The organism is Domibacillus indicus, assembly GCF_023715895.1.
Classification (GTDB): Bacteria; Bacillota; Bacilli; order Bacillales; family Domibacillaceae; genus Domibacillus; species Domibacillus indicus_A.
The window spans coordinates 92961-119572 of sequence record NZ_JAMBOO010000004.1 but is presented as its reverse complement, the minus strand read 5'-3'; the positions used below and the strand labels follow the sequence as shown (position 1 = coordinate 119572).

The 26612-nt window shown below is 45.2% G+C and carries 29 protein-coding genes; 9 read left to right on the top strand and 20 right to left on the bottom strand.

All coding sequences use genetic code 11. The features are described from left to right. Positions 1 to 185: 185 nt before the first annotated feature. Entirely contained in the window at positions 186 to 947 is a 762-nt protein-coding gene (locus M3221_RS09480; protein ID WP_251271283.1) for an IclR family transcriptional regulator, read from the top strand. A 71-nt stretch (positions 948 to 1018) separates the two neighbouring features. Here the strand turns inward: M3221_RS09480 and M3221_RS09475 are convergent, their stop codons facing one another. Further along, complete coding sequence (locus M3221_RS09475; RefSeq protein ID WP_251271281.1) at positions 1019 to 1978, bottom strand: 2-hydroxyacid dehydrogenase; 960 nt, start codon at positions 1976 to 1978, stop codon at positions 1019 to 1021. Positions 1979 to 2178: 200 nt separating this feature from the next. On the opposite strand from M3221_RS09475, the gene M3221_RS09470 reads away from it, so the two are divergent. Next, entirely contained in the window at positions 2179 to 2685 is a 507-nt protein-coding gene (locus tag M3221_RS09470) for a shikimate kinase (protein ID WP_251271762.1), read from the top strand. A 43-nt stretch (positions 2686 to 2728) separates the two neighbouring features. Here M3221_RS09470 and M3221_RS09465 read toward each other — a convergent pair whose 3' ends face one another. The 4 genes from M3221_RS09465 to M3221_RS09450 form a co-directional block, all read right to left on the bottom strand. Continuing rightward, positions 2729 to 3958 carry a CynX/NimT family MFS transporter gene (locus tag M3221_RS09465; protein WP_251271279.1) on the bottom strand — a complete coding sequence of 410 codons (1230 nt, stop codon included), beginning with the start codon at positions 3956 to 3958 and terminating at the stop codon, positions 2729 to 2731. Between the two features lie 49 nt (positions 3959 to 4007). Next, on the bottom strand, positions 4008 to 4697 hold the full coding sequence (locus M3221_RS09460) for a TerC family protein (protein ID WP_396120267.1): 690 nt from the start codon (positions 4695 to 4697) through the stop codon (positions 4008 to 4010). Positions 4698 to 4770: 73 nt separating this feature from the next. Continuing rightward, positions 4771 to 5820 (bottom strand): lactonase family protein, encoded by a 1050-nt coding sequence (locus M3221_RS09455; RefSeq protein WP_251271275.1) that lies wholly within the window; start codon positions 5818 to 5820, stop codon positions 4771 to 4773. Positions 5821 to 5978: 158 nt separating this feature from the next. Further along, positions 5979 to 7370, bottom strand: a complete 1392-nt coding sequence (locus M3221_RS09450; protein WP_242232567.1) for an L-cystine transporter — start codon at positions 7368 to 7370, stop codon at positions 5979 to 5981. A gap of 186 nt (positions 7371 to 7556) precedes the next feature. Here M3221_RS09450 and tlp point away from each other — a divergent pair, with 186 nt between their 5' ends. Next, on the top strand, positions 7557 to 7787 hold the full coding sequence (tlp, locus tag M3221_RS09445) for a small acid-soluble spore protein Tlp (RefSeq protein WP_251271273.1): 231 nt from the start codon (positions 7557 to 7559) through the stop codon (positions 7785 to 7787). Positions 7788 to 7858: 71 nt separating this feature from the next. Here tlp and M3221_RS09440 read toward each other — a convergent pair whose 3' ends face one another. From M3221_RS09440 to M3221_RS09390, 11 genes are all read right to left on the bottom strand, one after another. Next, a complete protein-coding gene (locus M3221_RS09440) occupies positions 7859 to 9406 on the bottom strand; it encodes a response regulator (RefSeq protein WP_251271272.1) in 1548 nt (515 codons plus the stop codon). Then, on the bottom strand, positions 9403 to 11223 hold the full coding sequence (locus M3221_RS09435; RefSeq protein WP_251271271.1) for a cache domain-containing sensor histidine kinase: 1821 nt from the start codon (positions 11221 to 11223) through the stop codon (positions 9403 to 9405). The genes M3221_RS09440 and M3221_RS09435 overlap by 4 nt, the downstream gene beginning before the upstream one ends. A 69-nt stretch (positions 11224 to 11292) precedes the next feature. Next, positions 11293 to 12378, bottom strand: coding sequence for a glycoside hydrolase family 88/105 protein (locus M3221_RS09430; RefSeq protein ID WP_251271269.1), 1086 nt, complete (start codon positions 12376 to 12378; stop codon positions 11293 to 11295). 14 nt (positions 12379 to 12392) lie between these two features. Next, positions 12393 to 12716, bottom strand: a complete 324-nt coding sequence (locus tag M3221_RS09425) for a cupin domain-containing protein (protein WP_251271267.1) — start codon at positions 12714 to 12716, stop codon at positions 12393 to 12395. Between the two features lie 4 nt (positions 12717 to 12720). Beyond that, positions 12721 to 13869, bottom strand: coding sequence for an oligogalacturonate lyase family protein (locus M3221_RS09420; protein ID WP_251271265.1), 1149 nt, complete (start codon positions 13867 to 13869; stop codon positions 12721 to 12723). Between the two features lie 56 nt (positions 13870 to 13925). Then, the gene (locus M3221_RS09415) at positions 13926 to 15272 is read right to left on the bottom strand and encodes an ABC transporter substrate-binding protein (protein ID WP_251271263.1); all 1347 of its coding nucleotides are present in this window, start codon (positions 15270 to 15272) and stop codon (positions 13926 to 13928) included. Between the two features lie 21 nt (positions 15273 to 15293). After that, on the bottom strand, positions 15294 to 16121 hold the full coding sequence (locus M3221_RS09410; RefSeq protein WP_251271262.1) for a carbohydrate ABC transporter permease: 828 nt from the start codon (positions 16119 to 16121) through the stop codon (positions 15294 to 15296). Then, a complete protein-coding gene (locus M3221_RS09405; RefSeq protein ID WP_251271260.1) occupies positions 16118 to 17071 on the bottom strand; it encodes a carbohydrate ABC transporter permease in 954 nt (317 codons plus the stop codon). The genes M3221_RS09410 and M3221_RS09405 overlap by 4 nt, the downstream gene beginning before the upstream one ends. 137 nt (positions 17072 to 17208) lie before the next feature. Next, positions 17209 to 18087, bottom strand: coding sequence for an aldose 1-epimerase family protein (locus M3221_RS09400; protein WP_251271258.1), 879 nt, complete (start codon positions 18085 to 18087; stop codon positions 17209 to 17211). Between the two features lie 16 nt (positions 18088 to 18103). Further along, complete coding sequence (locus M3221_RS09395) at positions 18104 to 19162, bottom strand: LLM class flavin-dependent oxidoreductase (protein ID WP_251271257.1); 1059 nt, start codon at positions 19160 to 19162, stop codon at positions 18104 to 18106. A gap of 23 nt (positions 19163 to 19185) precedes the next feature. After that, positions 19186 to 19458, bottom strand: a complete 273-nt coding sequence (locus M3221_RS09390) for a hypothetical protein (protein WP_251271256.1) — start codon at positions 19456 to 19458, stop codon at positions 19186 to 19188. Positions 19459 to 19566: 108 nt separating this feature from the next. Here M3221_RS09390 and M3221_RS09385 point away from each other — a divergent pair, with 108 nt between their 5' ends. Beyond that, the gene (locus M3221_RS09385; protein ID WP_251271254.1) at positions 19567 to 20553 is read left to right on the top strand and encodes an agmatinase family protein; all 987 of its coding nucleotides are present in this window, start codon (positions 19567 to 19569) and stop codon (positions 20551 to 20553) included. 298 nt (positions 20554 to 20851) lie between these two features. Here M3221_RS09385 and M3221_RS09380 read toward each other — a convergent pair whose 3' ends face one another. The 3 genes from M3221_RS09380 to M3221_RS09370 form a co-directional block, all read right to left on the bottom strand. Next, a complete protein-coding gene (locus tag M3221_RS09380; RefSeq protein WP_251271252.1) occupies positions 20852 to 21373 on the bottom strand; it encodes a PTS sugar transporter subunit IIA in 522 nt (173 codons plus the stop codon). A 29-nt stretch (positions 21374 to 21402) separates the two neighbouring features. Continuing rightward, on the bottom strand, positions 21403 to 22326 hold the full coding sequence (gene rbsK, locus M3221_RS09375) for a ribokinase (RefSeq protein ID WP_251271250.1): 924 nt from the start codon (positions 22324 to 22326) through the stop codon (positions 21403 to 21405). Between the two features lie 72 nt (positions 22327 to 22398). Then, positions 22399 to 22668, bottom strand: coding sequence for a hypothetical protein (locus M3221_RS09370; RefSeq protein ID WP_251271248.1), 270 nt, complete (start codon positions 22666 to 22668; stop codon positions 22399 to 22401). A gap of 178 nt (positions 22669 to 22846) precedes the next feature. On the opposite strand from M3221_RS09370, the gene M3221_RS09365 reads away from it, so the two are divergent. The 3 genes from M3221_RS09365 to M3221_RS09355 all read left to right on the top strand — a co-directional run bounded on the left by M3221_RS09365 (position 22847) and on the right by M3221_RS09355 (position 24347). Beyond that, the gene (locus M3221_RS09365; protein WP_251271247.1) at positions 22847 to 23233 is read left to right on the top strand and encodes a PAS domain-containing protein; all 387 of its coding nucleotides are present in this window, start codon (positions 22847 to 22849) and stop codon (positions 23231 to 23233) included. 89 nt (positions 23234 to 23322) lie between these two features. Next, entirely contained in the window at positions 23323 to 23469 is a 147-nt protein-coding gene (locus M3221_RS09360) for a hypothetical protein (protein ID WP_251271246.1), read from the top strand. A 185-nt stretch (positions 23470 to 23654) separates the two neighbouring features. Next, complete coding sequence (locus M3221_RS09355) at positions 23655 to 24347, top strand: EAL domain-containing protein (RefSeq protein ID WP_251271760.1); 693 nt, start codon at positions 23655 to 23657, stop codon at positions 24345 to 24347. Between the two features lie 14 nt (positions 24348 to 24361). Here M3221_RS09355 and M3221_RS09350 read toward each other — a convergent pair whose 3' ends face one another. Continuing rightward, positions 24362 to 24832 carry a COG4315 family predicted lipoprotein gene (locus M3221_RS09350; RefSeq protein ID WP_251271244.1) on the bottom strand — a complete coding sequence of 157 codons (471 nt, stop codon included), beginning with the start codon at positions 24830 to 24832 and terminating at the stop codon, positions 24362 to 24364. Positions 24833 to 24981: 149 nt separating this feature from the next. Here M3221_RS09350 and M3221_RS09345 point away from each other — a divergent pair, with 149 nt between their 5' ends. Together M3221_RS09345 and M3221_RS09340 are read left to right on the top strand one after the other, a co-directional pair. Further along, positions 24982 to 25527 carry a hypothetical protein gene (locus tag M3221_RS09345; RefSeq protein WP_251271242.1) on the top strand — a complete coding sequence of 182 codons (546 nt, stop codon included), beginning with the start codon at positions 24982 to 24984 and terminating at the stop codon, positions 25525 to 25527. 83 nt (positions 25528 to 25610) lie between these two features. Continuing rightward, positions 25611 to 26606: a TolB-like translocation protein gene (locus M3221_RS09340; RefSeq protein WP_251271240.1), complete on the top strand. Its 996-nt coding sequence runs from the start codon at positions 25611 to 25613 to the stop codon at positions 26604 to 26606. Positions 26607 to 26612 lie beyond the last annotated feature (6 nt).

The window sequence follows — 26612 nt, the reverse complement described above, 5'->3', positions numbered from 1 at the left end:
ATCGAACACTCCTTTTTATATTGTTCCGTATCGTGGAACAATGTTTCATTATTTATACTTTTATTATAAAGGCGTTTTCATCGTTTGCAAGCTATTTTCTGAAAAAAGAAAAAAATGAGCCTATTTACAAAAAAACAACGATTCCCTATGATAAATGGAACAGCTCTTTGAAGGAGGACACTTTTATGTCCAATGTTCAGTCACTTGAACGCGCATTGACGCTTCTTAATATCATGTCGGACTATCCAGACGGCATTCAAATCAGCCGGCTTGCTGAGAAAGCCGGCTTATCCAAAAGTACGATTCACCGCCTGCTCGGCACACTGCTGAATATGAAGTATGTGACGCAGGATCCGAAAACGGAAAAGTATCGGCTCGGTTATCAAGTTTTGTACTTATCACGCAATATGACGGCTAACAACGGTCTTATTTCCGCTGCCCGGCCCTTTCTTGAAGCTTTATGTGAGGATATTAACGAAACGATTCATTTGTGTGTTGAAGATAATGCAGAAGTGGTGTATATCGATAAAATTGAAAGCAGCCAGACGATCCGCATGTATTCCCGAATCGGCAGCCGTAATCCGATGTACTGCACCGGGGTAGGAAAAATCCTGCTGTCCGGCATGGATGAAGACGAATTTAAACAGGCAACAGCGTCAATCGATTTTGTAAAAAGAACAGCCAAAACGATTGATTCACTTGAGGAACTTAAGAAAGAAATTGATCTCGTCAAACAGCAGAATTATGCATTGGATAATATTGAAAATGAAGAAGGCATTCGCTGTATCGCCGCGCCGATTCGCGACTTCAGCGGCCGCATCGTCGCCAGTTTCAGTGTATCCGGCCCTGTTCACCGCATTACTATGGAACGCATTCATGATGAACTGATCCGTAAAATGCGCGAAACATCCAAAAATATTTCACGGCAGCTTGGCTGTCAAATATAAAAAGCACTTTCCAGACCGTCTTCGGTTCAGAAAGTGCTTTTTTCTTAATTAAAACAGTAAAGTATAAAATATTAATAAATAGGCGTTTTCAACGTTCTCCCCGTAACACCGGCAACCACGTTTTCGGCCGCAAGCATCGCCATCTTTTTACGTGTTTCTTCGGTTGCCGAGCCGATATGCGGCAGCGTAACGATGTTGTCCATTTGTAAAAGCGGGTTGTCGGAGCGGACCGGCTCCTGCTCGAATACATCGAGTCCGGCAGCCCGGATTTGCTTGGACTGTAAGGCATGGATCAGTGCTTTTTCATCTACGACCGGACCGCGTGATGCATTGATAAAAACAGCTGTTTCCTTCATTTTCTCAAACGCTTCCCGGCCGATCATTCCCCTCGTTTGTTCGGTCAGCGGTGTCATCACACACACAAAATCCGACTGTTCAAGCAGCTCATCCATCGTACAATAAACAGCGTTGTATGTATGCTCTGCTTCTTCCTGGCGTGAACGGTTATGATAGAGAATGTTCATATCAAAGCCAAAATGCGCCCGCTTGGCAACGGTCCGCCCGATACCACCCATGCCGATAATACCAAGTGTTTTATGATGTACATCCACACCAAATTGGCCCTCATGAAATCCCTTTTCAGCCCAGCCGCCTGTTTTAACGAACCGGTCCAATTCGGTTACCCGCCGTGCAGCGGCCAGCACGAGCGCCATAATGGTATCTGCGACTGTATCGTCTAAAACACCCGGCGTATTCGCTGCTTGTATGCCACGCTTTTTTAAAAGCCCAATATCGAGATTATCGTAGCCTACTGATTTGTTGGCGATTACTTTTAGATTTGGCGCTTTACCCAAGAGTGCCTCATCCACTTTTAAACCTGAACCAATCAAGCCGTCCGCGCGGCCGAGCGCTTCCACGAAAGCTGGATCGGTTCGTTCATATCCCGGGAAATATTCAACCTGGCATAGGGACCGAATATACTGGAGCGCTTCCTCATACAAAGGCTTGTACACCACAACAACTGGCTTCAATTAAATCATCCTTTCTTTACATTTTCTTCTAGTGTAGCATGAAACGATTGGAAAGCCTTCTTCTATCCTGCGCTGAAACATGTTTACGGCGCTTCACAGCTGTACTATACTAAAAAGTAATTTAAACAAAGGAAAGAGTGTTTCGATTGAACCATTTACAGATACCGGCAAGACAGAAATCCATTGTATTGATCGGTTTTATGGGCGTCGGCAAAACGACGATCGGCGAACTGGTTGCAAAAAAACTCTACCGAACATTTATTGACGTAGATCAGGAAATTGAAAAAGATTTCGGCATGACCATTCCCCAAATTTTCGCCGAGCACGGCGAGCCGTTTTTTCGTGAATATGAACAGAAGAAAACATGCTCTCTTGCCCAGGAAAAGCTGAAAGTTCTGTCTATCGGCGGTGGTGCTTTTTTAAACCCGGAAATCCGAAAAGCGTGCCTGGATCATTGCATCGTTTTTTATCTGGATGTAGATTGGGAAGAATGGAAAGAACGCCTTGATCTTTTGGTCGATACCCGTCCTGTTCTTCAAAGCAAAAGCATAGATGAAATTAAAGAGCTGTTTTACAAACGGCAGAGCGCATACGCCATTCACCATTCTACACTGCCGGTTCGTCATCGTTCCGCAGAAGAAGTAGCCGACTTTATTGTTGATTCTCTTAAATACACATGGGAATTATACGAACCGAATCATAAGTAAAAAAGCTGCACGATAAGGAGCAAGACTCCTTATCGTGCAGCTTTTATTTCATGGAGCGAGGATCCGGCTCCCCCGTTACATACTGGTTCTTTCCGGCATCCATACCGGCGATAAAAAGACCGACCACGGCCGCTATCAATAGCAGAAGAGGCACTGTCCATCCGTTTAGTGTATCATGAATGGCACCAAACAAGGCTGGCCCTAATGCGGCAAATAAATAGCCGGCTGATTGCGCCATTCCGGACAGGTCAGCCGCTTCCAGCGATGTTCTCGTCCGCAGGGTGAAAAACATCATGGCAAGGCTAAAAGAAATCCCTCCAGCCACCCCAATCAAAATAACCCAAAGAACGATCCATTCTGTCCAGGCGAATAAAATACCACTCAAGCCGGCGGCCATAAAGAAGGCGGCCGCGATCACAAGCGGCTGCTGATTCTGCACTCGATCGGCGATGATCGGAACAATGAACGTAAACGGCAGCTGTGTGAATTGAATGGCGGACAGCATCCACCCTGCCGATTCTACACTCAGCCCCTGTTCATGCAAAATGTCAGGCAGCCAGGCGACAAGTGAGTAAAACAGAAGAGACTGAATGCCCATAAAAGCGGTGATTTTCCAGGCGAGTTCCGAGCGCTTAAGGGGTGTTTTTTGGCCTGTACGCCGCCCTGCTTTTAACGGATGCCGAATGTAGCGCCACTGCGTCATCCAAACAAGGATAGCCGCACATGCTGGTATGATCCAAACCCCTAATGAAGCCCGCCAGCCAAAAGAACTGAATGCCGCCATTGGAATACTAAATCCAGACGCAAAGGCTCCTGATAAATTCATAGACATCGCATAAAAGCCTGTCATAACACCGATTTTATGAGGAAAATTCAGCTTTACAACAGCCGGTGTGAGCACATTGCAAAGAGCAATCGCCAGCCCAATCAGGATCGTACCGGAAAACAATCCCGTTACGCTTCCCGCCGGCCTCAGCATCAAACCGATTGTTAAAAGCAGCAATGCGCTAAACAGCACCCGCTCTATGCCAAATGCACGCGCTAACGTTGAGGCAAACGGTGATAATACGGCAAAAGCGAGCAGCGGAATCGTTGTCAGCGCCCCTGCTGCTGCACTTGATAGCTGCAGGTCATTTTGAATCATCGTTGTGAGCGGTCCGACTGAGGTGATCGGTGACCGCATATTTAACGCCAGCAGGATAATACTGAACAGCAGCAAAAGCTGTCCGGTCCTTGACCGCTGTTGTTCTATCTCATTTCTTAAACTGCTCATTTTCTGTTTCCTTTCTCCTTTTCTTATCTCCATAAAGAAAACCCTGCCGCTAATTGACAGGGTTTCTTCGAAAAATATGAACGACGAATGTTCCTACAAACGCCATCGCTAAAATCACAAAGAAGACGGTATGGCTTATTTCTATATACGCAATGCTCAGCATCATTTTAATGGAGATGATCCCAATTAAAATATAAGCAGTCGTCTCAAGCTCCGGCACCCGGTCAATCAGCTTCATAAACAGGCCTGCTACTGTCCGCATCATCAGAACACCGAACATACCGCCCAAAAGCAGGATCCATACTTCTTTGCTGATCCCAAACGCCGCCAGAACGCTGTCGACAGAAAAAGCAATATCCATCAGTTCTACCGCTGCAACCGTTCCCCAAAACGGGCCAAACATCCGAATCAGTACGCCGGTTTTCGTCGTTTCAACAGGCTGTTCTCCTTTATTGGGCTCTTTTAAATGATCCCAAACGAGCCATGCTAAATAAATAGCGCCCAGAATTTTGACCCATCGAATTTCCATCAGCCAGACACCAAGCCCAATCGCCACAAACCGAAATGTATATGCGCCTAAAAGCCCGTAAAACAGTGCTTTTTTCCGCTTATTTTCAGGCAGGTGACGAACCATTACGGCCAGCACCAAGGCGTTATCCGCTGAAAGAAGCCCTTCCATCACGACAAGTGTCCCAATCAATCCCCAGCTGACTGGGTCTGTCAGGACATGAACCCACATGTCCCAGTCAAAAAAGGAGGCGTACGTCTGAACGATACGGTCGATTGCATTCAAATAGAAGGCCTTCTTTCAATTAGTTTCCTTTTAAAAAGGTCACACAAACTCCTTCGGGTACAGTCACTTCTGATTGTGCAGGCGTCAGCCGGCCGGTTTTCGCTTCACGCTTAAACAGGACTACATTATGTGTTTTCTCGTGTGCTACGATTAAAAACATTTCAGTTGGGTCTAAATCAAAATCACGAGGCCAATCGCCTTTTGTGGACACGATCTCTACCAGCTGAAGACGGCGTCCATTTTCAGTTGTTTCAAATACCGCGATACTGTTATGGCCGCGGTTGCCTGCATAAACAAAACGGCCGTCTGATGAAATACGGATGGCACTGCCCTGGCTGTTTGCTGTAAAATCAGCCGGGATTGTTTTGTGGGCGTACAATTGTTTAAACGTCCCATCCTGCTCGTTAAGTTCCAGAACAAGTACTTCGTTGCTCAGCTCTGTCATCACATAAGCTACGCACTCCGTCGGGTGAAACACGATATGGCGCGGACCTGCTCCCGGCTCTGTTTTGAAAACCGCTTTTTTCAATAGGTCTTCTCCAGCCACTTCATAGGTGATAATTTCATCCGTTCCAAGATCCACCGCCACAACAAAACGCTCATCTTTTGTCATACCGAAAAAGTGAGTATGCGCTTTTTCCTGGCGATCTGGATTCGGGCCTGTCCCTTCATGAGTCGCTACATCAAGCAAATCAATTAATTCGCCTGTTTCTGCATGGATGCTGTACATTTCCGCTGTCCCCGTATGGTACTGAGCTGTGAAAGCACGCGTGCCATTTTTATTCAGGGATACGTGACAAGGCACGCCTTCGCTGTCGAGTACGTCATTCAGTTTGTTAAGCTTTCCATTTTGAATTGAAAAAGCTGCAAGACCGCCGCCTTTTCCGCCTTTCTCTACCGCGTATAAAAATTGTTCGTTTTCACTAATCGTGATGTATGTTGAATTGTTTACTTCTGCTGCCACCGCAGCATGTAAGAGTTCGGCTTTTTCTGTATCAAGCTCGAACGTATGAATTCCTTTTCCGTCCTGCTTTGTGTACGTTCCTACAAACCCTGTATAGATCGTCATGAAAGTGCCTCCGTTTCGTAAGTCGCTCCTCTTGTCTATGTATACGACACTTCTATTATATACTATGAACCGTAAATAAGTCTTCATGCTAATTTGTCCAAAAAATCTAAAAACGCTGAATAACAAATAAGCACCTCCATCTGTGGAGGTGCTTTTGTTTATACATCGGCTGTTTGTTTAGCCAGGTCTTCGTTAAATATTCCTTTGTCCAGTTCTCCTGTTACGCGTGCAGTCGTGACACCTGCTGTAATCGCGCCGTTTACGTTAAGAGCTGTCCGTCCCATATCGATAAGCGGTTCAACTGAAATGAGCACACCAGCAAGCGCGACAGGAAGGTTCATCGCAGATAGAACCAAAATAGCCGCAAATGTGGCACCGCCGCCTACACCTGCTACACCGAACGAGCTGATCACGACAACCGCGATTAACGTCACGATAAAACCAGGATCAAGCGGATTGATGCCTGCTGAAGGAGCAATCATTACGGCAAGCATTGCTGGGTAAATACCTGCGCAGCCGTTTTGCCCAATGGACAAACCAAATGAGCCGGCAAAATTGGCTACTCCTTCCGGCACGCCAAGGCGCGTCGTTTGCGTGTTTAATGTCATTGGCAGTGTTCCTGCACTTGAACGTGACGTAAAAGCAAAGCTGAGTGTTTCCCCTACTTTTTTCACGTAAGTAGCCGGGCTCAAGCCGGATAAAGTCAAAATCAACAAGTGAATAATAAACATCACAATCAGCGCTACATAAGAAGCGATGACAAACTTGCCAAGGTTATAAATAGCTCCAAAGTCAGACAATGCAACCGTACGGGCCATAATAGCCAAAATGCCGTATGGCGTCAAACGGAGCACGATCTTCACCACATTGATCACAAGCGAATAAAGAGCATCAATGCCTCGTTTTAGTAAAGCGGCATGCTCAGGCTCTTTCCGGGCTACCGTTAAGTACGCAAAGCCCAAAAATGCAGCGAAAATGACAACGGCAATCGTCGAAGTCGGACGCGCGCCTGTAAAATCCAAAAATGGATTTTGCGGAAGCAGGTCTACAATTTGAGACGGCAGCGGTTTATCTGCCACTTCAGTCGATTGATCCGCAATAGACTGGCCGCGTTCTGTCTCCGCCGTACCCTGGACAATTTGAGATGCATCCAGGTTAAAGCCAATAGCAGATGCAATTCCAACCGCTGCTGCTACAGCCGTTGTGCCAAGAAGAATACCAAGAATAAGCGTCGCCATCTTGGCAAAGTTCTTTCCAATCGTAATTTTTGTGAATGCTCCTAAAATCGAAATAAATACGAGCGGCATCACGATCATTTGAAGCAAACGTACATAACCTGTTCCAATTAAATCAAACCAGGCTGTAGAACTTGCCAGCGTTTCTGATTCTGTTCCATATGCAAAGTGCAAAATAAGTCCATACACGATACCGAGACCAAGTCCGGTAAATACCCGTTTCGAAAACGAAACGTGGCGGCGCTGCATGAAAAACAAAAGAGCAACGAGAATCAGAAGGCCGATGATATTTAAAAGGATAAATCCGTTTTCCATAAAAAAGCCCCCTAATGACTAAAATGTAGATTCTTACTTTAACTCCGTAATTCCGATAAGTCAAGTCGGGAATATTGTCAGAATTTTTAAATCAAATAGCTGTACATATTTTCTTTTTGAATGGACAGAAGAAATAAAGGGCATTCTACGGACTGTACTGCTCGAGACTTCAAAGGAGGAATACACATGACACGCAACAACCGTCCAAAACCGGATAACCGTTCCGACAACGTTCAAAAGCTTCAAGAAATGGTGCAAAACACAATCGGAAACATCGAGGCAGCGGAAGAAACAATGGTTTTTGCAAACGGGAAAGAACGGGCAGCCATCAAAGCGAAAAATGAACGCCGCGAAGAAAGCATTGAAGGAATGCGTGAAGAAATTAAAGACGAAGCGGCTGCACGCAGAAAAGACTAAGCCTAAACATGACAAAGAGAAGCGGGCTTGCTGCACGCAAGACCGCTCCTCTTTTTTTAACCGAATGGATCTTAGGACAGTTTTTTAAACTGGCCCGGTGAATGATTGGTGTACTGTTTAAAGCAAATACTGAAATACTGTGGGTTACTATAGCCGACCATGCTTGCCACTTCGTAAATCTTCAGCTGTTCCTGCCTCAGCAGCTGCATGGCTTTTTTCATTCGCAAATCAAGTAGAAAATCGACAAAATTGATTCCTTTTTCCGCTTTAAACTGCGTACTTAAATAAGCCGCATTCATGTGAACATGGCTGGCTGTTTTTTGAAGTGTTAAGTCTTCTTCACAAAAGTGCTCTTTAATATAATCGACTGCCTCATCCACAACAGACCGTTTTTTGCGCTGCCCTTCTACGGATTGTGCCATTTGTATAAATGTATGGTGAAGTTTTTCAAAAACCTCTTGAATCGTCTGCAGTCCGTTTATATCCTGCACGTAACCGACGATTTCTTTTTGCCGTTCTTCCCTCCAGCTCTCTACTTCCTGTGACAGCATAATGAGCAGGTGAATAGCCGCCATCCGAACCTCCTGAAAAGGCAGGTATGCTCTTTTCAGCTGCTGAAGCCGATCCTCCGAAAAAAATTGCTCTACTTCCGATAACATTCCCATTTTGACTTTTTCGATCACTTTTTCCTGAACGAACTGCTGAAGAAAAGGCTGGGCTTCTTGAACGGACTCCCCTACATCTTCAATTGTGAAAAAGCGGTCTTTTCCGATGATATGCCGAAATTCCATAGCAGCTGCTGCCTCCGAGTAGGCGTCCGGTACACGCTGAAGCTCATCGCAAAGCCCTCCCGCCGTAACGGTTACAGATGTATGCAGAGACCCGCGAATAGTCGATTGAAATGCTTCAACCCTCATTGTCCAGTTTTCCATATCGGCTGGCATCGGCCAAATTACAGCAAACTCATCGGGCCTCATCTCCGTTATCGCACTTGCCGGAAAGTTCTGCTCGGCCAACGCTAAAACTTGCTGCTTGATCCGTTTATTTCCGGACTGCTGATGCACCGGTTCATCCAATTTCACCAGCAGTACAGCAAGGACCGGGCTGTGCAGGGCCAGCCCCAGCTCCCTTATTTGGTCTTCCAGCCCGGCACTGTCTACTTTTTTATAAAGAAGCGCCCGAATGAAATGCTGACGGCGCACGGGAAGATGATCATCAAGCTGGCGCCGGTCGTTTTGTTCTTTTTCCCACTCTGCCCGTGCTTCTTTCGCTTTTTGGAGCAGGCAATCCCGGTTGACCGGCTTTAGTAGATAATCAAATGCCCGAACCGATATGGCTTTTTGCGCAAAGGAAAAATCCTCAAAGCCTGTTAATAGAATGACTTTAATGCCCGTATTCATTTCTTTGATTTTCCCGGCCATTTCAAGTCCGTCCATGTAGGGCATTTTAATATCGGAAATCACAATTTGCGGATTTGTTTCCTTAATTAACGCCAAGCCCTTTTCTCCGTCTGCCGCTTCGCCTGCCAGCTCAAAACCGTGTTCCTTCCATGGAATTGCTGTCGACAAGCTGCGCCGGATAATCCGGTCATCATCTACAATTACTATCCTGCACGTCATGCCCGCTTCACTCCTTGTTCGCGTTTTGGTATTGTCAATGTAATAGCTGTGCCTTTTCCTTCTTCGCTTTCTATAAAGAGTCCATAGGACGGTCCGAAATGCAGGCCAATGCGCTCATGCACGCTGTTTAGCCCGATACCAGTCATCTGCTTTTCTGACCCCTTTTGGTAAATTTCACGCCGGATAGCCGCCAGTTTTTCCGGTGGTATCCCTTTGCCATTATCCTGTACAGAAAGAATTAACTGCTCTTCTTCTTCGCGGACCGAAACCAAAATCTTTCCTTCTCCTCTTGTCTGCTTAACTCCATGATAAAGCGCATTTTCAACGAGCGGCTGCAGGGTAAGCTTCATGATTTGATAGTGTCCCAGTCCTTCGTCCATCTGGATCTCATATGAAAAATCATCACCGTAGCGCATTTCCTGTATAAAAAGATAACTGCGAATATGCTCGATTTCTTCTGCAACGGTAATCAGTTCGCGTCCCTTGCTGATGCTGATGCGAAAAAAGTTAGACAGCGCACTAATCATAGCACTGGCTTCTTCGTTCATGCCCATATCGCTTAAGCTTTTGATCGAGTATAAGGTGTTATATAAAAAGTGCGGGGTAATTTGCGCGTACAAAATAGCGTATTCAAGCCTTCTCTTTTCCTCCTGCTCAACTTTTACCTGTTCAATGAGTTTGTTTAGCTTTTGCATCATTTCTTCCATACCGTGGTTTAAAATTTTCATTTCTTTCATGACATGCTCGGAAGGCTCAGCGGGGATCGCGATATTTTGCTCGTTCACCAGCTTCATATTTTGAACGAGTGACCGGATGGGCCCGGTAATGTAGCGGGCAAAAACATTTGAAATGGCAACAGCGACAATCATTAAACAGAGGATCAGCGTAATCGTTACATATTTAATGTAATTCACTTTTTGAAGCACGTCCTCCTGTGGAAATACAGCGGCCACTTTCCAGTTGTTTAACTCCATCGTATCGTAAATGACGACCATTTCTTTGCCACCTGGCTTTTGGAACTCAAACTGCCCCCGTTCAGCATCCGCTCGTTGTGCGTATTGAACGACCGTTTCATCTATCATATATTCTTCTTCAACCTGCTTGGATAAAACCGATCCATCTTCGCTGATCAAAGCGAGGTAGCCGTTTTCACCAAGCAGCGATTCATTAAAAATGCGTTCAAAATAATCACCGCGCAAGTTAAAAAGAACGATGCCGTGTGCTTTTGACTGGGCTGTTCCAACCAGCTTAAATACGCTGATCACATTGTTGGGTTCGCTGTTGATGCCATAAAAAATATCGTCTGCATGTAAATTCCGCCAGTAATAGCCCTCTTTGCTTCCTGTAAACTTTTGTGCATACTCTTCAAATTGAAAGCGGACAAAATTCGTTTGGCCGTCGTTTTTCGTCAGTTGAAATTTCCCATCATGCACGTCAACCAAAATCGCTTCAATCATAGAGTTATAATTAATAAAAATTTGATTTAAGTGATTGTTAAAAGAAATATAATCTTTCGGATCAATATCATCCGGATCATTCGCAATGATTGCATTCATTGTTGGATCATTCGCCAGCGAAACCAGCTGCTCAAACACATCGGTAAAACGGTTTTCCAAATAGCCCGTCGTCTGAAATACAGTATCATCGATATTTTTGTATGCGTTTTCTTTTATCTGGTCAGCAGCGAGAAAATAAGATACCCCGCCCATAATCGCTATAAACAAAATCATAACCGGCAGGTAAAGGCTGATAATCGTTGATTTAAAGGAAAAAAAGAAGTGTTTTTGAATAAACGCTTTCCATTTTTTTAACTGCATGCGTATTCAAGCCCTTCTCTCATGTGAACTATCCTTTAACGATATCATCTTCCTGCCGGTTTGGATATTTTATTTTTTTGCTTGTTCAAGAGCCATGACTGCTAGTAGAAACGCACCGACTCCGTGCAGGTCATTAGCGGACGCGGGGCGGGAAACGTAATAATCATATACGCCGGCAGAGGTCCCGATGCAAATGCCGTTCAGCTTCCACTGTCCCCCGCTTGTATATACCATATGCTCCATCAAGCCGTTAAACGCCCGTTCCGCCTCTTTTAAGTATGAAGCGTCTGCCCAGCCGTTTTGAACCGCTTTGGCAATCGTGTAAATAAACAAGCTTGTGCCGGATGACTCCAGCCAGTTTTCCTCCTGTGCCCCCTTATGGGTAACTTGATACCATAGCCCTGTTTGTTCGTCTTGAAAAGCGAGCAGCGCCGGGATAAGGGCACGCAGTTCTTCTATTAATTCCGTGCGGGATGGATGATAGTCCGGCAGCCGTTCTGCTATATCGATAAGAGCCGTCCCATACCAGCCAATAGAACGTGACCAAAACTCCGGTGAACAGCCTGTTTCTCGGTTTGCCCACGGCTGCTGTTTTTTCTCATCCCATGCATGATAAAAGAGTCCTGTGTTCTGATCTTTTGTATGGCTACGCATCAGCTTTTCCTGATAAAGAACCTGCTGAATCAGCTCCGGCTCATGGAAATGTTCATTGTACATAAGCGCAAACGGCCCGGCCATATACAAGCCGTCCAGCCACATTTGATACGGGTATTTGTCTTTATGCCAGAAGCCGCCTTCTGTCGTTTTATTGAATGACCCATACAAGCTTCGTAGTTTTTTCGCTGCAATCATGTATCTCTTGTCTCCCGTTTTCTGATACAACGGAAACAGAAGAATTCCTACTTGTATAGCATCCAATTCTTCTCTAGCAAATAAAAAATTTCCTTCTTCGTCAACGAGCAGGTCAATATAGTTCTTTACATAATTGAAATATTCTTCGTTTCCGGTTTGCTCATAGACACGCCGCATCCCTTCCAAAAACACACCTTGATGATAATGCCAAATACCCGCCGGCGGCAGCTCAGCCGGTGTATACGTATTCATAACAGCCCGGCACGCCTGCTCTGCCGTTTCAACCATTGAAATCGTCTTCATTTTCTTTAGCCCCCTTAATAAAAATCTTCGCGCTGCGGCGTAAACACATCTAAAATGATGGAATGATCCTCAAGTGCTGTAACGCCATGCTGGATATTTGACGGAACGTACACGCTGTCTCCTTTTTGAAGCAGGCGAATATCACCGTTTAAGTTAAATTGGAACCGTCCCTGCACGATATAACAGACCTGCTCATGTTCATGTGAATGCATTTCTCCAATTGCTCCCTTTTCAAACTCAACTTCCGCCATTGTCAGCGTGCCGCCGCAGCCAAGCAGTTTCCTCACTGCACCTTCTCCCGCGTGTACTGTTTTTGTTTCGCTCCCCTTAACAAACATGGTTTCACTCCTCCAATGAAAGTAAATAAATCTGGCATTCGCCTTCCCTGTCCGAGGTAAATAAAATATGCCGGTCATCCCAACTGAACGTCGGATGGCAGTGGGTTTTTTGTGACTGCCAGCTCGTTTTGTGCGTGCAAAGAGTTTCAATTGAAGGCTTATTACTGCTTATATCAATTAAAACGAGATCCTCTGCTTCATCGCCGACAAGCAATGTACCCTCTTGGTTAGCATGATAGTGGTTGCAATAATAAGGCAAATCCATAACCCGAATTACATTTCCCTTAGAATCCGCCAGGCCTACATAAGGAACTTGATCCGTCTTCTCCAGTTCAATTGTTGCCTGTGTTTTGTGGACGGTGATCGTTCCATCATGGCCTTTACGCCGGTTGTCGAAAAAAATGCGGCCGTCTGCTGTCCAAAATTCGTGGCCAACACAATCATCCTCTGACTGGCGAAAACAAGGCTTTACATCCCGGCTGGCTATTCGAAGCAGCCAGATGCGCTGATGAACAAGATTCCAAGGTCCCTCGTGACAAAACATGGCAAGATCGCTGTCATGCGGCGAAAATTGAAAATGGCCAAGCCAATGGGTGTCTTCAAATACATTGGTTACCGTCTCTCCATCCATTGAAATCAATGTGATCCAGCCCTTTTTTGTTGTATACATTGTTTCTTTAAACCCTTTGTAATTGGCGCCGCGCTGAATAGGCGCACGCTCATTTCGCGCCAGGCCGATATATGTACCTTCCGCGTTAATGTGCGGGTGGCCAAGGTCTATATCGCCTTGCTCCTCGTACAAAACAGTCAGATCCATCGTATCGGTCTCCAGTTTTTTCACCTTGTTCCCTGTTACATACACAATGATTTTGCTGTCGGGCGTTTTTGTATGGTAACTTGGTGTAATTCCATCCGCTTCATCTGTCAGCTGTGTCATGAGGCCTGAGTCCATATCCATTTTAAACAGGTTGTAGCAGTTTTTCGGTCCACTTCGGTCAGATAAAAAATAAATGTCTCCGCTGTTCTTCGTAAACGAATTATCTGTAAAGTAAAAGTGGAAATTAGATGAAGACGCTGTTAGCTGCCATACTTTTCTGCCGGTTTTCTCATCCATATAGCTTCTTTTTTCCGACGGATATGTTGTGCCGATCAACCTGCATTCCTCCAGTAAATGAAGGAAAAGATGCCTGACCTGGCATCTTTCCTTTTTTATTTTTTAAAGTGTTCGTCATATTGCTTTTGTGATTCTTCAATCGCACCGGCCCATTCATCTAAAAATTCTTTTACAGTCACCTTGCCGCTCATTACATTTTGAATGCCGGAATCCACAGTATTATCAAGAATAGATCGATAATCAGGTAGATAAAACGGCGGTTTGTATAGGACAAGGTTTGGATCTTCATAGACTTCAAATGCTACTTTAATATGATCAGCATTTTTCACCCAGTCTTCCTGCAGCACGTCTGAATTGGTTGGAATCTGGCCAACCTTTTCATTCCAATAGCTTTGACTTTCGGCCGAGTTAATGAACGCAGTAAATTCCCAGGCCGCTTCCGGATGCTCTGTTGATTTAAAAATAGACATACCAATCGTATTGCCGCCTTCTGCTACATATTTACCATCTTCTGATTTCGGAAGTGCAAGCGCTTTAAATTGACCCGGCTCAAGTGATTCGTTATGCTCCCCGTATGAGCCGACATTGTGCTGCACCATCGCAACAGCTCCTGTATCAAATCCTGCAATCATTTCTTTGTAACCGTTTGTTATATCACTTTTTGGTGTGAACTTTTGATACATATCAAAATATTTTTCCAAAAACTCAACGTGTTTCGGATCGTTGATTGTACTTTTGCCATCTTTATCTACATACTCTTCAAGGCCGGAATAAGCATACATAAGGCGCTGCAGCTGGAAGGAGCCCCCTGCTCCGCCGCGGATCGTATAGCCGTACCGATTGTTCGCTTTGTCAGTCATGCTTTCGGCAGCTGTGAAAAATTCATCCCACGTTTCTGGTGCTTTTACATTTTTCTCGGCGAACCAGTCTGGCCGGTACCATAAAATATCCAGGTTTTGTGTATACGGAACTCCGTATAATTTTCCATCCATAACAATTTCTTTGTTAAAGTCAACCGCGCTTTTATTGATTTTGCTTCCTTCTTCCCAGCTGTCAAACTGCTCATCAAGCGGCAGCAAAGCGTCTCGCGCTGCAAATTCCGGCAGCCAGCTTGTCTGCACACTGCCGACATCCGGCATATCGTCTGCTGCAATAGCAGCATCCAGCTTTTGCTTCGCTGAATCCTTTGGAAGTCCTACATACTCTACATCAATATTTTTATGCTCTGCTTCAAAGCGTGTAATCAGCTCTTCCCAAATCGGTGTCCGCTGCGGGCCGGCATTTTCATCCCAGAATGTAATCGTAATTTGTTCATTAGGATCAGATTTTGTGCCAGGACTTGATGAGCCCTCAACTTCTGTGTCACCACTGTTGCAGCCCGCCAGCAGCATAGAAGCCAGCACAAATGACGTTGACATACCGTGAAATAATTTTTTTCTCATCTCAATTCCCCCTTGGATATGTTAACCTTTGACCGCGCCGCCCAGGCCGCTGACCAAATGCTTTTGTGCGTAAATAAACAGCAGAACCGCCGGAACAAGCGCAATGACACTTCCTGCAGCAAGAGCACCGTAGTTCACATTAAATTCACCCATCATGTAGCTGAGCCCAACCGGGAGTGTAAACTTGCTTTGCTGATTGGTCAGCATAAGCGCTAGCAGAAACTCATTCCATGTATAAATCAAAGTAAACACGCCTGTAGCTACAATGCCCGGTACAAGAAGCGGGAAGACAACATGGCGCAGCGATTGAAGCCGATTGCATCCGTCAATCATAGCCGCTTCTTCCAGCTCTTTCGGCACGTTGGAAATAAAGCCGCTCATGAGAACAGTTGTAAATGGAATTTCTACAGCGGCATACGTAATAATTAATGAAAGCGGGCTGCTGATTAATCCCAGGTTTTTGAAAATAATAAACAATGGGATAATAAGCATTGCTCTTGGAATAAACTGTGTACAAAGAAGCATCACCATGAAAGCACGTTTTCCTTTGAATTTGTACCGGCTGAGTGCGTATCCCGATAAAATAGACAGGACCAAAACAAGGGCAACCGTGCTTACACCAACAATTAAACTGTTTTTAAAGTAAGTCGCAAAGCCAACATTGCTCCAGGCAATAACAAAGTTATCGATAGTGGGTGCAGTTGGAATGTATTCAACCGGACGTTTGACAATATCTCCATCCATTTTAAAAGCGGTATTAATTGTCCAGTAAAACGGAAACATGGTGAAAATAAGCATTACTGCAAGCGGAAGCCGGAGTGTCAGCCAGCGATCCATCGTTTTATTCATCGTTCCGCCTCCTCTTTTTCATACTTCGTTACTTTCAAAAAGACAACCGCAAAAATGAGCAGAACAGCGAATGAAACGACCGTAAGCGCTGAGCCATATCCAAAATTGCTGCCGTGCACCGCCTGTGATGCGATGTACATCGTCAGCGTCGTTGTAGATTCTGCCGGTCCGCCGCCTGTTAAGTTAAAAATCAAATCAACATTATTAAACTCCCAAATCGTACGGAGCAGCACGGTTAGGATAATTGTGTTTTTCAGCTGCGGCAGCGTAATAAAGAAAAACGTTTTTCGTCTTCCCGCCCCGTCCACTTTTGCTGCTTCATACATCTCATTTGGAATGCTTTGCAGGGCGGCTAAAAGCGTTATTGCAAAAAAAGGAATGCCGCGCCATAGTTCAGCGACCACAATTGAGCCAAAAGCTGTGCTGACATCAGATAACCATGCCTTGCTTTCGCTGATTATTCCAATCCGCATAAACAAATCATTCAGTACACCCATATGTTCATTGTACATAAGTGACCACATGACCGAGGCCAGAACGCCTGAAATGGCCCATGGAATAAAAGCTGCTGCCCGAAACATACCGCGGAATTTGAACGTTTGATTTAAGAGAAGTGCTACGGCCATGCCAAAAACAAGTTGAAGGCCCACTTGTGACACGACCCATTTTAATGTAATAAACAGACTCGGCAGAAAGGTTTTGTCCGCCGTAAAGATTTCTTTAAAATTTTCAAGACCGATAAATCCATTGTAATAAGGCGCTGATAAATCATAATTAAACAAACTGTAATAAAATACCGTGCCAATTGGATAAAACAGAAACGCTACGACAATGAAAACGGACGGAGCAATCATCAAATATGGAACCCAGTTGATTTTCTTTTGTTTTTTTTCATGTACTTCAAATGGGTGGGCACGTCTGGCCGTATTGACATTAGACGGAGTACTCATAAAATCATCCTCCCTGATTTATTTTTTCTTAGTGTAATTGAAAACGCTATCATTGGTAATTGAATATTTTTAGTAAAATGTTTAAATTTTTTGGGATTAAAAAAACGATCCGGCTGTTGACCAGCCAGATCGTTTTTTTATATAAATGAAATGGTATAGTTGGCTTCGAACCGGCCGCCTGGTTCAAGCTCGTTTATGCCCAGCTTTTCATCCAGCTTGCCGCTGGCATCAACTGTATCAGCGATGCCGTACCACGGTTCGATGCATACAAACGGTGCCATCGTGCCGGTTTTTTTGTTGTAGCTTGACCAAATGCCGACGAAGGGAAATCCAGCCAGGTCCACTTCTACCCCGTGGCCGGTCCGGTTTGAGCGAAGTGAAACACGGTCAATATGGCTGTATATAAAGGCGTCCTGTTCAAACAAGGAGGACTGAATGGAGATCGGCTCTATGGTTTGAACCGTCTTTTTTTCCTTTGCCATTGAATTTACCAGCTCATATTGCGTTGCCTGTCTGCCCGCGGCCGGTGTAAAATTCAATGTATAGTCTTCCGCTTTTTCTTCCGCTTGAAGCGGTACGTTAAAGGCGGGATGGGCCCCGATCGAGAAATACATCTTTTCTTGATGCTCGTTCTTAATTTCCCAGCGGACATTTAAAGAGTCCTCTTTTAACGTGTAATAAATCACCACTTGAAATCGAAACGGGTAAATATCTAAAAATGAATCAAGCGGGTCAAAACAAAAAGCCGCATACTCTTTTTCCTGATCCTGCACGGTAAACTCCACATCCCGCAGAAAACCATGCTGCGGCATTCTGTAAGATCTGCCATCAAGCGCATACCGGTCTCGTTTCAGACGGCCGACAATCGGAAACAGAACCGGTGACACACGTCCCCAATACTGGCTGTCTCCGCTCCACATATAATCCAGACCTATTTTTTTGTGAAATACCTTCCGTACTTCCGCTCCAGATGGAGAAATGTGCACGGTCAGCAGTTCATTTTCGAGAACAATCATTTCAAGGCTCCTTTCCTTATTGCGGCTGCCCATCCGCTTCCCATTGAGCGATTTCTTCACGTACAACCGGCGCCACTTCTCTTCCAAGCAGTTCGATCGCATTCATTACTAAATCATGCGGCATTGTGCCAACCGGAACATGCAGCATAAAGCGGGTAATCCCGACTTTTTTACGAAGATGAATGATTTTTTGGGCGACTGTTTTCGGATCTCCTACATACAAAGCACCCTCGAAGCTGCGGGCGGCATCAAAGCTTGCCCGATTGTACGGCCCCCATCCGCGCTCCCTGCCCAGCTTATTCATCGCCGCCTGTGTAGACGGGAAAAATAAATCAGCCGCCTCCTCTGTGCTTTTTGCTAAAAAGCCGTGCGAATGCGACGCTACTGGCAGAACAGCCGGATCATGCCCGGCATGCACAGCCGCCTTTTTATACAGCTCTACAAGCGGGGCAAATTGAACCGGGCTGCCGCCGATAATGGCGAGCACAAGCGGCAGGCCGAGAAGCCCGGCGCGAACGACCGATTCAGAATTGCCGCCGCTGCCGATCCAGACTGGAAGCGGGTTTTGCACCGGGCGCGGGTATATGCCGAGATTTTGAATCGCCGGCCGGTGTTTTCCCTGCCACGTTACTTTTTCAGCACTCCGAATGTTCAGCAGCAGATCCAGCTTTTCATCAAATAGTTCATTATAATCCTTTAAATCATATCCAAACAAAGGAAAGGACTCAATAAATGACCCCCGCCCGGCCATAATTTCTGCCCGTCCGTTTGACAGGGCGTCAAGCGTAGCAAAGTCCTGAAATACGCGTACCGGATCGGCCGATGACAACACCGTCACCGCACTCGTCAGCCGGATTTTTTGGGTCTGGGGTGCCGCTGCAGCCAGCACCACAGCCGGAGAAGACGCCGCGTAATCTTCACGGTGATGTTCCCCTACGCCAAACACATCAAGACCGACCTGATCGGCTAACACAATTTCTTCTACTACCTGGCGCAGCCGCTCAGCGTGACTGATGACACTGCCTGTCTCCACATCCGGTGTGGTTTCAACAAATGTGCTGATTCCAATTTCCATAAAAAACCTTCCTTCCGCTGCATCTAGCTCTCTCCTTTTAAAGTACCATGATCGGTTTGAGCAAGGAAATGATATGGTCTTTTTACATTAAAAAAACCGGGCAGACAGCCAGATTCTCCTTTTCCTGCTGTCTGCCCGGTTTTTTTAACCGCTGCATTGTATTTATGAATAAAAGCCATGCCGGCAAGTTTTTCTACAATTTCCTGTTGAATTACTGGAATCAAAGCGTAACAGCTGCCAAACATAATGGGTGACAGCTTAAAAAAGGTTAGAAAAATATTGAATAACTGCTTCACCTTATCACCTCTGTTCTATTTTACCACTGCCTTATTCCAAATTACCGGTTTTCTTCCGCCGTGTTAGGGAAAAGAAAAACCAGATCTTATGGAGAAAGGACTGTTTGGATGAGTGAGACCATTTACGGAAATACGCCTTGTTTTTTAGGGTCACAAAATTTAACAGCTGAAAACCTTTTGGGTGAAGTTGACGCTGTTGTGTACGGCGTGCCGTGGGAAGGCGCTGTAACATGGGGCGATTACACGGGGTGTGAACTTGGGCCAAAAGTGATGCGGTTAAGTTCAGGCCGCTATAGCGGCTATTTGCCTGAACTTGATCATATAGACGTGTTTGAACATATGAAGCTCGGAGATATAGGGGATGTAGATGTTGTACCAGCCGATGTAGAAGAAACGATGAACCGGATCACGCAGTTTACCGATCCGCTATGGAAAAGCGGCAAGTTTTTAATCGGGCTTGGCGGTGACCATGGCGTCACATTTCCAATTGTGCGGTCCCTGACGAATCAAGGAAAAAAGGTAGGCATTATTCATTTAGACGCCCATTACGATAACCTGCCGTCTCATGAAGGCGATCCATATGCACGGTGCAGTCCGTTTATGCGGCTGTATGAACAGGAAGGTGTACGAAACGAAAGCATCATTCATACCGGTATTCACGGTCCCCGCAACAAGCCTGAAAGCGGCCGGAATGCCCGCGATGCAGGCGCCATCACCATTACGATTAACGATATTCGGGAGCATCCAGACTTAAGGGCACTGGCACGCCGTCTGCATGAGCTTGCATCTAGAGAAGTGGACTGCGTTTATTTGAGCATTTGCAGCGATGTTCTGGACTATGCGTTTAATCCAGGCGGGCCGGTTGATGGAAACGGGCTGACATCCTATGAATTGTTAACGCTTGTTCATGAAATTGCCAAACAGGGCATTGCCGGGATGGATTTTGTAGAAGTATACCCACAGCAAGACCCTTCACAGCTTTCTGCTCATTTGTCTTCAACTATTGTGTTATATGCGCTCGCCGGCCATATTTTAAACAAGCAGCAATCTGAGGGAGATGGCGCTGTTGGCGAAAACGCTCAAGACCAGGCTTAAATAAATCAGTTTGGGCTCGGAGGCAGACGCTTTCTTTGGCTGTCCGCACAGCAATGATGCTTTTACGTTCCTTTGTCCGTGCAAAATCCATTTTTAGCGATACGACTCACTTTACTTTAAAATATGCGTTCATGTTATTCGTCATTCTTTCTACAATGATCAGCGCCTCTGCGCCCATTGTTAATGGTTTTCTTCATGCTTTGATCTTCATTTCTGCTTTAGCCATTGTTTATTTTATTAAATGCTTAGACTGCCTGCACGCAAAAAGGAAGCCCCCTCTATACAAGGGGCTTCCTTTTTATTTTATCTTGATCGTCATCACAGGCGTTTCGCCGGCGACGGCTCTTACATGTTCATGCTTTGCCATTTGCTTTACAAGATCCCCATTAGAGATGATCAGCGGGGTGATGGTGCTCGCTGCTTTTTCGCGAACGAGTTCCAGGCTGTATGTAAGCAGCACATCCCCCTTCTTTACTTGATCTCCTTCTGAGACTTTTACATCGAACCCTTCGCCTTTCATGTTAACCGTATCAAGCCCAACATGAATAAGAAGCTCAAGGCCTCCGGCTGTTTCCAAGCCAATTGCATGCTTTGTCGGAAACACATTCAGTACTTTTGCGTCAGCCGGCGCCACTACTTTTCCTTCCGATGGATTCACCGCTATGCCGTCACCCATCATTTTTTGTGAGAATACCGGGTCTGGTACCTCTTCCAAACTGATCACATCCCCGCTCATTGGAGAGACAAGAATGATTTCATCCGTATTTTGCGCTGTATTGCCTTCTTCTTTACCGCCAAAAAGCTTGCTTAAAAAACCCATACAGAACCCTCCTTTTTTCTTTGTATTCCCTAAAACACCGTCTTTAAAAACGCTTTTATTTCTTTACTAGACGGCATAGACACAGCAGTGCCTGCTTTCGTAACAGAAAGAGCCGCAGCAGCCTGTCCAAATTGAACGGCTTCTTCGATATTCATACCGCTGGTGATAGCATGCGCAAATCCGCCGTTAAAAGCGTCGCCTGCGCCAGTTGTATCGACCGCTTCCACCGAAAACCCTTCCACTTTCCGGCCTTTACCCGTTCCTTGCGATAAAAACACCCCTTTTTTGCCCATGGTAATCATGACCACACTGGCGCCTTTTTCATGCAGGATATCGGCTGCGCGCTGGGCGGATGCTTCATCTTCTACAGTAATTCCCGTTAAACCGCGGGCTTCTGTTTCATTTGGCGTTACGTATGTAACATGCTGAAGCCACTCCATTGGGAAAGCCGTATAGGGAGCAGGATTTAATAGAATGGGCACACCGCAGCGGGCGGCTTTTTGAATGGCCGCCCCAATCGCCTCAAAATGAATTTCAAGCTGAAGCACCAAAAGATCTGCTCGTTCGATTGCTTCTTCTGCCCTTTCTACATCTGCACCGCTCATCGCTCCACACGCGCCCGGTGCGATGACAATACTATTTTCCCCTGCGTCATCAACGGAAATAAGAGCCGTGCCTGTTGCTTCTTTTTCGCTTCTCTGCATAAACCGAATATCAAGTCCTTCCCGCTTGAAGTGCTGGACCGCTTCCTGTCCAAAGATGTCTGTGCCAATTTTGGTTACAAACATCACATTTGACCCGCTTCTCGCCGCTGCTGTTGCTTGATTGCCCCCCTTACCGCCAGGACCGATTTGAAAAGGACCTCCCAGAACGGTTTCTCCCGGTGCCGGCAGATGCGGCGTCCGGATCATGACATCTGTTACGTAACTGCCTACTACGGTTACTCGCCCCATTTTATTCACCTCTATGTAAGCATAAAAGAAAGCGGCCTCAAATGCCACAAGGAGGCAGACGAGACCACTTGTTTAAGCTGGAAGCTCTTTATGGAACGCTTTCATTTTTTGAAGAAAAAAGTTCTCCTGTTCCCTTCTTTTTCCCTCTAAAAATGTATCCCGGCTAATTTCTGTCACAGACGTAACCCCATTATGCTTCACGCCCGGCATATGAGCAGCCTGATCCATAACCAGCACCGATGTGTAGTGAGCTTCTGTTAATAAATATCGTGCTACACTAACCTCATTTCGCTTGCCTACATGACCATAGCGTAAAACCACCTTCCAATATTTCCATCTCATGTAAATCCCTCCGATTTTATATATTATGTGCTCTATACCCATTTCAGTCCAAAAAATAAAGATTTCACTGATAAAAACAAGCTCAAGATCAAAAAGGGACTGACAAGATCATTAAAAAAATGGAACTGATAGGTGCAATAGACCTCCAAAAAGCAGCGAGTGAAAGGATTGGAGTCCATTGTTAAACCATTTGCATGATTTTTCGTCAATTGTCCGGGCTCTAGACCAGCACTTTTCTATTTCCGTTACCGGTCGAGACGGCATTATTTTGTATGTGAATGACCGTTTTTGCACGCTTTGTAAATACGAGCAGGAAGAAATTATTAGCCAAAAGCATTCCTTATTTGTCTCGGGCATGCATCCGGACGATTATTTTGATGAGATGTGGCATATGTTAGAGCGGGGACAAGTTTGGCAGAGTGAATTGCATAACCGTGCAAAGGACGGGTCTCTTTACAGCATTCATGCAACGGTTGTACCGATCCAGGATGAAAATGGATGCCTTGCAAATTCCTTTCGATTGATGTGGATATTACCGATAAAATTCAAGCAGAAGCCGCTTTAAAACACGTATTAAAAAACGAATTTCAAACGACAGCCAGACATTTGTAAAATGCTGTATTCAAGTATAGGAAAAATGAAGACGGGCAGATTGTGTTGACAATGCTTGAAGGAAAGCTGTTAGAGAAAATGGAGCTTGCAGCTGATTGGGCCGACAAAAGCCAGCTTAAAGATATCGTTTCAAAACAGGCAGCTACATACATATCCGGTTATTTGGGGCGCGCTTTTACCGGTGAATAAGTTAATTTCGAGGTAAATATACTTCATTTCTCTCTTCTCGTTCATCTTTCTCCTCTTTTTGAAGGTGAAAAAGTCACAGAAGTAATCGGCACGGCCACCGATATTACCGAGCGGAAAGAAACAGAAAGACAAGTACAAAAAATGGCTCATTATGATGATTTAACGGGTCTTGCCAACCGGCGTCAATTTCAAAAAAACTAGATGAAGCTCTTTCCTCTTCGTCCCGATATAATCAGTCTTTCGCCCTCATGTTTCTTGATTTGGACCGATTTAAAAATGTAAATGATACCTTAGGCCACAATACAGGAGATCTTTTACTCAGCAAAGTAGCCGCCTGGCTTCAAAAATGTATTAGAGGCACAGACACGGCTGCCCGGCTTGGCAGTGATGAATATGCGATTTTGCTTCCAGCGATTTCACGTGAATCGGCCCAGCGCATTGCCGAACAGGTGGAGCCGATTTTAGAGCGAACCGGCCTTTCACCCGAGTGGCTGACGATTGAAATTACGGAGAGCATGACGGCTGATGCAGCTCACGCCCTGCAGATTTTAGACCGGCTGCGCAGCATCGGCATTCAGGTGAGTATTGATGATTTTGGCACCGACTACAGTTCATTCAGCTATTTAAGCCGCTTTCCTATTACGAAGCTGAAAATTGATCAGTCTTTCGTCCGGGATTTAACCGAGAATCGCCAGGCGATCGTAAAAGCCATCATCGATCTGGCGCAAAATTTAAATTTAAAAGTGATTGCCGAAGGCGTAGAATCAAATGAGCAGGCGGAGCTGCTGCTGGCACTTAATTGTACCGAGGCACAGGGCTATTTGTATGCAAAGCCGTTTTCTCCTGAAGAAATAGAAAAACGGCTGTCCAAGTGTTAAAGGACAGCCGTTTTTTAATTAGCCTGCGCCATACGGTCGATCGCGTTATTGACCGTATACCATTTGTCGTCTGCACTATACCCATTTGTCTGTCCGGCTACTTGGTCACGTGAAAAGTAATAAAGCGGATATCCTTTGTACGTGGACTGCTTTTCCCCTGTATCCTCACGTGTAATCTCGCCAAAATCATTTGGGCTGAACCCTTCCGGCACTTTACTCGATCCAAGATAAAAAGGCGGCCATTCTTCCAAACAATGATTTGTGCAATTAGAAACGCCTTCTTTATCCTCTATGGAAAAGTAAAGTGTCATACCGGCCGAATCTGCCAGGTACTGGCCCGTTTCTTCTTTCTTCATAACACGAAGCTGACCTGTTGGGTTTTGAGCAGCGTCCTGCGCTTCATTCATGGGTGCTGACATTTCTTCTGGTTCTTCATCTGCCATACAGCCTGCCAGCAGAGTAACCGCAATGATCCATTTCCACATTTCATCCATCTCCTTTTTAACAAGAGGATATCCCGAAAAGAAGTACTTTATTCTCTGCTTTAAATAGAACATTTGTAAGAATTTGCATAAGGAAACATTTGGATATATACTTATTTATGGAAATATAAGGATTGGTGAAAGGGGTACTTATGAATGCCTTCCCTGTGAAAACGACGGTTTTCTTTGGCTTGTCCTCTGCACTTTTAACAGCTGTCCTGTATACAGCTATTCTCCTATGGAATGGTGAAGCTCTTTTTTATTGGATGACCCTTTCATTTTTAAGTGCTGTTTCCTTTCTGCTTACAGATCCAAGGAGGAAACGAGTGAATGCTTTACTGATTATGCAGATCATTTTGTTTCTTTATGGGTGGTTTTCTTTGCTTTTTTTGGACCATTTCAGCAGGCTTGCCCTGTCAATCCTCGTTTGGATCTTTATTGGGTTTGGCATTTTTCTTTTATATCGGTTGAATGTAACTGGAAGAAAGGAAAAGGAATTAAAGCGAATCCATGCTTTTTATATTACAGCAGGGCTTTTGGTCGGCGCGGTCACACTTTTTGTTGCATTCAGCTTTTGGATTATGGAAGGTACCTCCATTTTCCTTATCTTGTTTCTTATTCCTTTTCTGCTCTGGGCTATGCTTTATAAAATACGGCTGTCTGCTTGGGAAAAAAAGAAAGGTTCACAGATTGGCTGACGGCTTTCCGTTGGCCGCCTTTCATGTACAGCTCAATGACCGCTTTTGTTTCCCGGTTATTTCCCCAGAAAGAAGGCGATGGATTGAAAAGAAAAACAGGATGGGTGTTAGGTGTTTTTTTCACAGCCTGGGCCGCCTTAATTTCGGCTGGCGTGGCTTTTCAAAAAACAGATGACGAGAAACAGAACGGCTTGACGGATGTGTTTGATCTTTCACCTGCTGAAAATATATTTTATGTGAAACATATAAACGGTATTCCTTCCTTGCGAAGCTTTTCAGAAAACACCCAGAAAGATGAGGAAATCACAAGCTTGCCAGCCGACCGGCTGATCACGGATATAGACGTGTCACCCGACGGGTCAGCTGTTGCATTTATTTCCATTCGTGAAGGCGATGTGATTGAAACGGGGAACATTAGAACCGAGGTGTATATACTGAATCTTTCCAGCGGCAGAAGAGAACTTTTATTGGAAGGAAACCAGGCTGCTTCAAGTCTCCAGTTCTCCAAAGATGGAACCAGCCTTTACTATATTGGCTTAGCCAGTGAAAGAGCCAATTTGGACATTTTTCGGTACAACTTGGCTGACGGAAAGAAAAAACGGCTGACTGCATTGAACTCATACAGCATGAGCAGCCTTCATGTCCGTTCAGACGGAACATCGGCTTTTATACTGATGCAGGATGAATCCGTAGACATGTTTCAAGGCAAAGCATCTGTTTACACAGTTTCACTTGATGGAAAATCCGTTCTGAAGCCATATACAAAGCCTGCAACACACCTTGAAGTGACCGGTTATGCTTTCCATGAACAAAACGGCGATATGGTTTATCAAGCTGTAGCAAACGAAGAAACCACCGGTATTTTTGAATATGAGCTGTTCCGCTACAACAATCAGCCCAAACAAAGACAGGCGCTGACATCTTTCGGCACGTACGCGGGATCTCCTGTTTTTCATCCTTCCGGCGAAACCATTTACTTTATGACAGATCCTAACTTTGGAAATGGAGAGGCGGATTATCATTTATTTAAAATGGATGGTAACGGCTCAAACAAGCAGGAGATCGAATTACCTGAGTAAAAGCCG